This is a genomic window from Vibrio sp. J502, from assembly GCF_025397955.1.
Taxonomy (GTDB): domain Bacteria; phylum Pseudomonadota; class Gammaproteobacteria; order Enterobacterales; family Vibrionaceae; genus Vibrio; species Vibrio anguillarum.
On sequence record NZ_CP104555.1, the window covers coordinates 1,146,150 to 1,156,834 of the forward strand.

Sequence of the window (10,685 nt, forward strand, 5' to 3'; positions counted from 1 at the left end):
AACAAATTATTGAAGATCAGTGTGGACTAAAGCCTTGATAACATAGGCTTCCGGCACACAAAGCGGGCATTACAACAATAGTTTTTGTTTTGGTTCACACTTTTGAAAGTAGAAAAACTCACCGTGTTATCTACCGTAGTTACATTCTATCAATATTAGAGCAATGATATTGATAGAATCTATATCAAACTCACTTTCATCTATTTCTTATTGCAAGCAAAAGCCGTTATATTTTCAACAGGACTTACACTCAAGGACTCATGCGTACCATATTCGCTTCGGGCCTAGGTAAAACAGGAAATAGTGATGAAAAATTCAATTAAGAATCTGTCTATCTGTACACTGGCCACTTTAATGGCGGCACCACTGATGGCGATGCAAGAAGGTGAAATCACCATTTGGATTAACGGTGATAAAAGTTATGATGGCTTAGCGCAAATAGGCCAACAATTTGAACAAGATACTGGAATTAAAATCATTGTTCAGCATCCAGAATCGCTTGAAGCGAAATTCCAACAGCACGCTGCAACTGGCAGTGGTCCTGATATTATTTTTTGGGCACACGATAGATTCGGTGGCTATGCAGAAGCAGGCTTGCTTCACGAAATCAAACCAAGTAAGCAATTTAAAGAAAAGTTGGTCGATTTCAGTTGGGATGCCGTTACCGTTAATGGAAAATTGGTTGGCTATCCTCTTGCTATTGAGGCCCCTTCTCTTATTTACAATAAAGATCTGTTACCAACACCGCCTAAAACTTGGGAAGAACTAGTCAGTATTCATAATACAATGGAGAAACAGGGTAAAAAAGCCATCATGTGGGATATTAAAAATGCTTACTTTACTTGGCCTGTTATTTCCTCTGGCGGTGCCTATGCTTTTGAAAAAATTGTAGGGGGTTACAATGCCAAAAGTACCGGAGTTAATAATGAAGCAGGAATCAACGGTCTGCAGTTTTTAGTTAATATGGTTAATCAAGGTGTATTGAACCCAAACATGGATTATGCCGTCTCTGATGCTGCATTCAGCAAAGGAGAGGTGGCCATGACGATAAACGGCCCATGGTCTTGGGGTAATTTAGATAAATTAGGCATAAATTATGGCGTTGCAGAGCTGCCAACGCTAAACGGTGGCAAAGGTAATCCTTTTGTTGGCATTCTAAGTGCTGGGATTAATTCGGCCAGCCCGAATACTGATCTTGCCGTTGAGTTTTTAGAAAATTATGTCTTTCAAGATGATGCACTAAAAATCATGAATGACGATAAGCCACTTGGCGCAGTAACGTTAAAATCGTTTCAAAAAATCTTAGAACAAGATCAGCGAATCAAAGCCACTATGATTAACGCCGAAAATGGTGAAATTATGCCTAATATCCCACAGATGACAGCATACTGGTTTGCCGAAGGGGCAGCGATTGATAATGCGATGCAAGGAAAACAAGGTGTCAAAGAAGCATTAGATATGGCAGCGAAACAAATCACGAAATAATTCATCCCCAACAAGCACAATTTTCATGTTCACCTTTGGGTACAGTCTACTGTACCCCTTTTTATATACCCGTGATCATTGAAGATGCTTGATTTTCAATAGAATCAGGATCATGCTACAAACCATGAAAATCACACTGACTCCTCAACAGAAACTGCAACTCGAACAGATGCACGACATTGAGCGTGATAGTCGAGTTTGCGACCGTATTAAGGCTGTTTTGCTGGCTTCTGAAGGCTGGAGTCAGACTATGATTTCACAAGCTCTTCGTATTCATGAATCGACCGTTGCACGTCACCTCAGTGACTACGTACTTTCTGAAAAACTTAAGCCTGAGAATGGAGGAAGCCAAAGCAAGCTTTCTGCTATTCAAACCATGCACCTAATCGAGCATTTGACTGAGAAAACCTATTCTCATACTCATCAAATTGTCGCCTATGTTAAAGAGACGTTTGGGCTTGATTATACTGTTTCTGGTATGAACAAATGGCTTCACCATAATGGTTTTAGCTACAAGCAACCGAAAGGCATACCACACAAGTTTGATGAAGCAAAACAGCAAGCATTCATAGAGGCGTATGAAGCGCTAAAGGCAAGCTGTGGCGAGGATGAATCGATAGTCTTTATCGATGCAGTTCACCCAACACTATCAACAAAGATATCGCATGGCTGGATACGTACTGGTCAGGATAAAGTGATTGAAACAACGGGTAATCGTAGCCGATTGAACATTATTGGCGCACTGAACCTGTCGGATATTGGTGCAACCATTGTTCACGACTATGAGAGCATTAACAGTGAATCGATTGTTCGTTTTTTCTGTAAGTTAAGAGAGAGTTATTCGTTAGCCCATAAGCTTCATATCATATTAGATGGTGCGGGATATCACCGCAGTGACTTAGTCAAAGATGCGGCGTTTGTCCTGAATATTAAACTGCATTATCTTCCACCTTACAGTCCAAACCTCAACCCAATAGAGCGGCTATGGAAAGTAATGAATGAGAAGTCGAGGAACAACGTTTACTTCAAAAGAAAACGGGACTTCAAGGCGGCAATAGACCAATTTTTTTCTGTGACTCTTCCAGAGATCGCAGGCTCTTTGACATCTCGAATTAATGATCATTTTCAGGTTCTCAAGCCTGCATCTTCAAGTTGATTCGGTATAGGTATCGGTCATGACTTCAAAATATAGACATTCTCAAATTACCTCAATAAACCAAACACAAACACGCCTTCTCATTTGTAAGGAGTTCACGCCGATATGTGGTGTAGAACCGAGTACACCAAGAATTGATGGCACTTTAGAGCTAGAAAATTTATTTTCAAATCTAGCAATAGAAAGTACCTCAAAATTTTCTTATGTATTCAGCGATGGCGTGGATGGATATTATCAAGGACATACCTATGGCTTCAGCTCAAGCGGTAATTACCGTCATTCTCAAGGTTGGTATTTAGGTCAATTTGCGTCATTTGTAAACGGTAACATCAATGATAAAACACAAGCCAGTAAAGCCCGCTTGATGCCTTTTGGCATTGAACATCACTATGTTGGTACATCTTCTGTAGAATGTTTGAGCTTATTACAAGGTCAACGACTTGCTTGTCTCACCATCACCTCTGAGTCCAAACAATCTCTTGCCATACTCCCTGAGCTTAATATATTAGTAAATGCAAGCAAACCTGAATGCATCGATGACGTCCTTATCTATGAAGTAAATGACGCAAATTCTGTTAGCGAAGAACCACGTTTTATTGCGATTAGCGCAAATCAATCCGTTATTGCCAAAGAAATGGCAACCGATGAATGTGCAACCACCTCTAAATTAATGGGTTTAAGTGATTCTAATGTAAAGCTGATGATTAGTTCCACTGAATCAACCCAAAAACTAGTCATTTACCTCTACTTTGAAAGCACCAAAACAGAGGCAATAAAAGGAGCTCAACTCGCAGCGCAAAACCATGCAAATATTATTTTTCAAAACAATCTGTATCGCTTTCTGACACGTAATTATCTATGGACCAACGATCTGGAGTATAACCGAGCCGTGATGTGGTCTAGATTGGCAAGTCGTACATTTGTGAACCAAGAGTTTGGTTCTGGTATATGGGCTGGTTTACCTTGGTTCAAAGACTGTTGGGGAAGGGATACGTTCATAGCCTTATCTGGGACAAGTCTCATTAATGGTCAATTTCCAGAGTCCAGAGCAATCATTGAAAATTTTGCTTCCATGCAAATGCAAGATCATACTTCAGTCAATTACGGTCGTATTCCCAATCGAGTAACGAGCAAAACGGACATAATATATAACACGACCGATGGTACGCCTTGGATGATTAGGGAGGTGATGGAATATATTAATTACAGTGGCGATATCGCTTTTGCAAAGGATATTTATCCGATTGTAAAACGATTTATTGATGGGATAGAAAGTAATTATCTTAGTGAAGATGGGTTACTAAAACATCGTCATCCCGATACCTGGATGGATGCAAAAATCAAAGGTCAAATTCCATGGTCTCCTCGCGGACCGAAAGCTAATGATATTCAAGCATTGCTATTTGAAAGCTTTCATGTTGCGGCACGTCTGGCAGAAATGAATAAAAATGATCTAGATCATCGATATTATTTAAAATTAGCTGAAAAATTAAAGATGAGTTTTATCAGAAAATTTTGGGATGAGGATAAAAAACAACTAGCTGATCATCTAAAAGAGTTCGATATACCAGATAATAGCGTACGTCCAAATCAATTAATGGTACTATCTATCCCACAGACAGAAGCCTTTCTCCCACTAGAAATTGGGCAATTTATTATTCGAAATAGCATTGATCATCTTTTATTTCCATGGGGTATTTGTTCCTTAGAGCAATATCACGAAGATTTTCACCCCTACCATGATAATCGCTCTGAGTACCATAAAGATGCGGCATACCATAACGGTACGATTTGGGGTTGGAACGCTGGTTTTACCGTCAGTGCATTAACAAGTTTTAGCAAGCAAGATTTGGCTTTTCAATTATCCAAAAACTTAGCCAAACAAATTTTGCAGCAAGGACATCGTGGCACAATGAGTGAAAACCTCGATGCTTATCAACATGATGAAGACAACTTGATAGAAACAGGTACCTATGCTCAAGCCTGGTCTGTTTCAGAATATGCACGAAATGCTCAACAAGATTACCTAGGCTTTAAACCAGAATTGTCGAAAAATAAGATTAATCTTTCACCGAAACTACCGTCATGCTGGACAAGCTTTAGTGCGACCCTCCCATATGGTCAAGATGAGAATTTATACTTCAACTGGCAATGCCGCGATGGTAAGGCTAGTTATATGATCAATCCACGATACCTGAGGGCTGATCTCATATTGAATCTCATATTGGAGTTGGGGAATTATCAAATAAATATTGAGTGCGACTTAACAAAAAACGTGGAAATAATACTAGATGTAAACACTGATGATATTAAATTCAACAGAAATGATATTATTGTAAAAAAAGTAGTGGCTCCATCTTATCCTGAACTCTCTAAATTAAAGTTCACTTATCCCAATTGGCATTTAACGCATAATTCTTTAAAGCAGAACGACTACCTTCAAACCAAGCGTCATAGTCAAAACTTACAAAAGGCAGTTGATTAGTATAACCACAGCTCCTTCATCATCAATGAAGGAGCTTATATATCAGAAACCACACCATTCAGTGCCCATCAGGGATATAGAAATCTAGGATAAGAATCATCCATAAAAACGATGACATACCAATATAACGCTTACCTTAAGTTTTTAATTATTTGGCATTAACGGCTTTAATAAATGCTTGCTGAGCACCATCAACATTCAACATTTTCGCTTCATCTAATAAGCTTAGAGCTTTTGCTACATCACCAGTATTGACGGCATTTTCAATAGCTGATATATAATATTTTTTCGTTTCTATCTGCACAACTACTGCTACTGCCGCTGCAGTTTGTTCTGATGCTGGCTTTTCAATTTTCCTCGTTGTTTGATGAGACTGTAAAGATAATGTCTTGATTTCTAGTTTAAATTGACCAAAGTGGGATGATATATATGTAGGGTCCGTGACCATTGGCATCGCTTCACCAAGATCTTTAGCTCTAACCTTCGCTGGATGATCGACCTTGATTATTTTCCCAAAATATTGCTCTGGAGAGTAAATGATAAAATAAGGTGTCTGCTTAGAGTCTACCTGAACGTTTACATAATATTGTGTTCTTGTAAAAGCATCCGAGGTTTTAATTTTAAATTGTGGTAAATCAATTTCAGAAACAATATTGAACGTCTGATCTAACATAATTAATTTTGGCAAAAATACCGCTTTATCAAACATGTAGCTACTAAGCTGTATTTGCACTTTTGCTGAACGTTGAGGGAGCTGAAAAGCATTAAAATAGCTATTGCCATCTGTAAAGTGGCCAATAGGGGCACTTTCATCAATATCAAACTCGATACTTTCATTGCTTTGTAGCTCAATCCAAGGAAAGTCAGCATAATTATTACAGCATACTTTTGCGTATGAGATAGCCTCAGTAGACGAAAGGTTTGAGGTAGATGGAACTGAACTACAGGCAGTCAAAGCTGCTCCGAGGATAAGGGTCATTAATGATTTTTTATTATTCATCGTTATTCTCTATCATTTACAAAGCAAAAAAGGCAGCCAATAGGCTGCCTTAAATCTTAGTTGAGTTAGAACCAGATTTCAGTGTGGACACCGATAACTGTTTCATTTTTGCCATCTTTGATGCCAATTTGTGATGCGCTTGCTTCATCATCAGCAGAAATATAGCTAATGTATGGTTTGATTTGTGGACGACCGAAGTAATCAGCATTGACTGTAAATGCCGCAGCTAATTCCACATTGAAAATATCGCTTTCTAGTGCCTCACCAGTACGACCCCAGTAACCTTCAGCTCCCTCTTCATGAGCATAAGAACCTGTCATTTCAAGACGTAGGTTATCATTCACTTTATACGATGGACGAACAGCAGCAATATAACGTTTCAAATCTTTAGCACCAAATAACTCATCCAGCGCACCAAAATAGGTAATTTCAGAGCCCATTTGCCAGTTTTCGGAAATATTCAGTACACCGTAAGAAGTCAAGAAAATAGACTCTTGCTTATCATCACCGCCTGACCAGCCACCAAAGTTAACACCACGGTTTTGCGCAACACCTTTACCATATGCAATAGCAGATTGAGCCCAACCATCCAAGCCGTAATAGCTAGAATTTAACGTGATTGATGCGCCAAAACCATCATCTGATTTACTGTCTTTGTTCGCTTGTTCCATGTATTTAAAATCAAAGTCTAAGCTACCAAAACCAACATCGACACCGTAGTAGTACAGATCGTAAGATGAAAGCGTTGTGCGTTCAGGGTTTGTCGTTGCTGCACCTGCATCAGGATCGGCAACCACCACCGCAAATCCTGCAGTATTGCCAGCAAGCTTAGTTTGAACACCAGCACCTACGCCAGAAGATTGTTTCCAAAATTCACCAGAAAGAATACCAGCAGCACGGTTTAGGAAACGTTGACCAGCCCATATAGATGTGTCTTCTCCTAAGTAGGATAAACCACCGATTTCAACAAAAGTTTCTTTCACTTCAAATTGTGCAGTGTCATTGGCTTTTTGACTACCAGATGAAGAATAAGCGTACGAGTTACCATTACCGTATTCAGAACGAACAGTGAAATTTGACCAAACACCATTTTCATGTTCTGTGTGTTTCTTAATTACAAACTCAACCTGATTGGTGCTTTTTCCATGAGTACCCGCTGTTTTGTAATCTGGTTTACCAAACTCTGTATCAACAGTTTCACCATCAACCATGCGGAAATTCATTGAAGCATACCCATGAACTTCCCATCCGTCTTTTAGTACATCTGTTTCTGCAGCAAAAGCAGAACCTGCTGCTAGAGTAGCAGCCACTGCGGCAGCAATTACACTTACTTTTTTCATTCTTAACTCCATTAAGGACGATTTATATTTATGGAAAATTTTAACTACGGACAGCATTTAAAACTTTCACTCTTCTCCTATTGGAACCTGCAAGGCAGTTGACAGATAGACGCTAAAAGAAGAGGTAAGACGGGACCAAGTCCCCAGTTGTTTCAACAGTGATAAGGTTACTAAAGGCGTAATAGGCTTGCTTCCTCCACCTCAAAGTAATTTGGGGGGGAGGAGAAAGGATGAGTAATTTTATAGTATGGCGTTTTTAATGCACAGATCACGGATTTCAGGGGGAGGAGATCAGTTAATGGTTATAAAATAGAATACAAAATGCCTTATTGATCACTATTTAGGGCCAATAACATCATTAAAATGAAATAAAATTACATTCAAATTTTATTCATTGGGCGCTTGACCTAATATCAACAAAGCTTTTTACTTAAAGCGATGACGTGCAGCAAAATAACAATTAAAGATGCCCATATGAAATGTACTATTTCTAGCCCTTACCCACTCGGTGTAACCCTTGACAACACAGGTTGCAATTTTGCTATTCATGCTCCAGCAAATAAACAGCTTCTACTCGCTCTGTTTGATCAACAGGGAAGTTTCACCACCCACGAGTTAGAGAATGAATATGCGGGCGTGAAGTACACTCATGTGCCAAACATTAAAGCAGGGCAAAAATACGGTTACCTCATTTTAAATGGTGACGAGCCGCACTATATTTCCGACCCCTACGCGAAGGCGATAGATAAAAACTTAGGCTATAAAACACCATTTAGTTCAAAAAAGAGTTTCGAGCTGCCTAAGTGTATCGTGGTTGACGATCAATTCGATTGGCAATCAACTAAAAAACCACACATACCTCGCGATAAGACTATTTTGTTTGAGACCCATGTCAAAGGAGTGACCAAACTCAATCCACGAGTGCCTAAAGCAGAACAAGGTACTTATTTAGGCTTAATCAGTGAGGAGATGCTGGAGTTTTATCGCAAGCAAAACATCAACACACTACAGCTACTGCCCATCGCGGCTTGTATGCATGAGCCACATCTATTGGATATGGGCAAAGTCAACTATTGGGGATATAACCCCTATCTGTTTATGGTGCCAGATCCACGTTATGCGCAAAAAGATGCGGTAACGGAACTGAAAACGGCTATCAGAGAACTGCACCGTCACGGAATTGAAGTGATACTGGATGTGGTTTATAACCACTCAGCAGAGGGGGGCGAAGATGGGCCTATTTTCAATTTAAAAGCACTCGACCCTAAATATTATCTAAAACACGGCCAACATTACGCGAATTTTACCGGTTGTGGTAACACCATTGATCTCTCTTATCAACCCGCCCTTAACCTAGTCATGGACACGCTGCGCTACTGGGTTAGCGAATACCAAGTCGATGGTTTTCGTTTTGATTTGGCCGCAACGCTTGGAAGAAATGGCGATAATTTCAGCCCCGATGCTGCGTTCTTTAAAGCGGTGGCGCAAGATCCAACGTTAAAACGAGTCAAATTGATTGCAGAGCCTTGGGACATTGGTCCAAACGGTTACCAAGTAGGCAATTTTCCTTTCGGTTGGAATGAATGTAACGACAAATTACGTGATATCACACGCAGCTTCTGGCGCGGCGATCAAGGCTATTTAAAAGAGTTCGCCACACGCTTAATGGGCTCGCGCGACTTGTACAGTGCCGCCAACTGGCCCTACAAACTGACCGTCAATTACATCACTTATCATGATGGCTTCACCATGCAAGATTTGGTGTCATACAAGCATAAGCACAATGAATCGAATGGTGAACAAAACCGAGATGGTCACGGTGACAATCGCTCCGACAACTATGGCGTCGAAGGCGAAACAGAGAACATGGTGATAAAAGCAACTCGCGAAAAGCAAAAACGCAATATGATGGCGAGCTTACTTTTTGCTTTTGGCATTCCTCATATTCTCACCGCGGATGTGCTTTCTCATACTCAGCAAGGTAACAACAACGCTTATTGCCAAGACAATGAGATCAGTTGGCTTGACTGGAACATGACCGAACGCAAAAGCTACTTCAAACATTGGTTGAGTCAAATGGTGGCGGCAAGACACCTTTATATGGTGCCCTTTATTCGTGCTTTTAGTGGTGAGGAACGTAATGCCAACCGCGTATTCTGGCGACGCGTGGATGGCACACTGATGGAACATGATGATTGGAACCGCTTAAGTTCTGTGGCATTGCAGATGGGCATTGGATCGGATGGGGCTGAAATGCTCTATTTGATCAACCAAACCAATGCACCCGCTCGTTTTACTTTACCTAAAGATCGTAACCAAAACTGGGAAGTGATATGCGATACCAATTTACGTAACGTACAACCCGGCCATGCAGAAGGTGAGTTGTTACAGTCGCCTATATCAATGACAATTTTGCACTACCAACCTGAAGTATAAAATCAAGTGCTGCACATCATTACCGATAAGCAAAGAGATTACCAATAAACAAAGAGGCCCAATTGGCCTCTTTCTCTTCTCTAATTTTTGCTTTCAGAATATTACAAGAATGCTTTGAAAGGCAGCTCTGGTTCATCGACAAAAATGTCTTTAAAGCCTCTGAAATGCTGGTAATGCATACGTCCTTTGTCGCTTGGGTAGGTGTATTTTCCACCCACTTGCCAAAAGAATGGCGCAAAACCGTATTGCAGACGATCTTTTTTCATTTGCCACAATACTTCAATTTCACGCGGGTCATTTTGGAAGTTAGCCCAAATATCGTGATGGAATGGGATCACCACTTCACAATCTAACGCCTCGCCTGCGCGCAAAATATCAGATGCAGTCAGCTTATCTGTGATGCCTCGTGGGTTTTCACCGTATGAGAGCAGCGCCACATCAATCTTGTAGTCATTACCATGCTTGGCATAGTAGTTCGAATAATGCGAATCACCTGAATGGTAGATTGAGCCACCGGAGGTTTCCAATAAGTAGTTGACCGCGCGATCATCCATACCATCAAGAATCCCCTTATCATAAGATGAAACACCTTTAGGCAGCGTAATCAACGCAGTGCGATCAAAAGAGTCCAGCACTCGGATACTGATATCGCCGACTTCAATGCAATCACCCACTTTCGCCACAATGCAGCGCTCACTCGGTACTCCCCAGCCTTGCCACAGGTCAACGCAAGCTTGTGGCCCAATAAATTTCACATGCTCACCACAGTTTTGCAGCACAGCT

At 40.6% G+C, this 10,685-nt stretch carries 6 protein-coding genes and 1 pseudogene; 4 read left to right on the plus strand and 3 right to left on the minus strand.

Annotation, left to right across the window (positions count from 1 at the left end; genetic code table 11):
• Window positions 1-306: 306 nt before the first annotated feature.
• The 3 genes from malE (at window position 307) to N5E84_RS21065 (ending at window position 5,126) form a co-directional block, all read left to right on the plus strand.
• The gene (gene malE, locus N5E84_RS21055; RefSeq protein WP_026028892.1) at window positions 307-1,485 is read left to right on the plus strand and encodes a maltose/maltodextrin ABC transporter substrate-binding protein MalE; all 1,179 of its coding nucleotides are present in this window, start codon (window positions 307-309) and stop codon (window positions 1,483-1,485) included.
• 124 nt (window positions 1,486-1,609) lie between these two features.
• Window positions 1,610-2,641: an IS630-like element ISVa15 family transposase gene (locus N5E84_RS21060; RefSeq protein WP_026027704.1), complete on the plus strand. Its 1,032-nt coding sequence runs from the start codon at window positions 1,610-1,612 to the stop codon at window positions 2,639-2,641.
• Window positions 2,642-2,660: 19 nt separating this feature from the next.
• Window positions 2,661-5,126 carry an amylo-alpha-1,6-glucosidase gene (locus N5E84_RS21065; RefSeq protein WP_013868348.1) on the plus strand — a complete coding sequence of 822 codons (2,466 nt, stop codon included), beginning with the start codon at window positions 2,661-2,663 and terminating at the stop codon, window positions 5,124-5,126.
• Window positions 5,127-5,274: 148 nt separating this feature from the next.
• On the opposite strand, the gene N5E84_RS21070 is transcribed toward N5E84_RS21065, so the two are convergent.
• Both N5E84_RS21070 and N5E84_RS21075 read right to left on the minus strand, forming a co-directional pair.
• On the minus strand, window positions 5,275-6,126 hold the full coding sequence (locus N5E84_RS21070; RefSeq protein WP_019282355.1) for a MalM family protein: 852 nt from the start codon (window positions 6,124-6,126) through the stop codon (window positions 5,275-5,277).
• Between the two features lie 65 nt (window positions 6,127-6,191).
• Entirely contained in the window at window positions 6,192-7,466 is a 1,275-nt protein-coding gene (locus N5E84_RS21075) for a carbohydrate porin (RefSeq protein ID WP_026028891.1), read from the minus strand.
• A gap of 474 nt (window positions 7,467-7,940) precedes the next feature.
• Between N5E84_RS21075 and glgX the strand changes: the two genes are divergently transcribed.
• Window positions 7,941-9,902, plus strand: coding sequence for a glycogen debranching protein GlgX (gene glgX / locus N5E84_RS21080; protein WP_410001443.1), 1,962 nt, complete (start codon window positions 7,941-7,943; stop codon window positions 9,900-9,902).
• 101 nt (window positions 9,903-10,003) lie between these two features.
• Here glgX and ulaG read toward each other — a convergent pair.
• Window positions 10,004-10,684, minus strand: a pseudogene (ulaG, locus tag N5E84_RS21085) (L-ascorbate 6-phosphate lactonase); the annotation flags it as partial.
• Window position 10,685 lies beyond the last annotated feature (1 nt).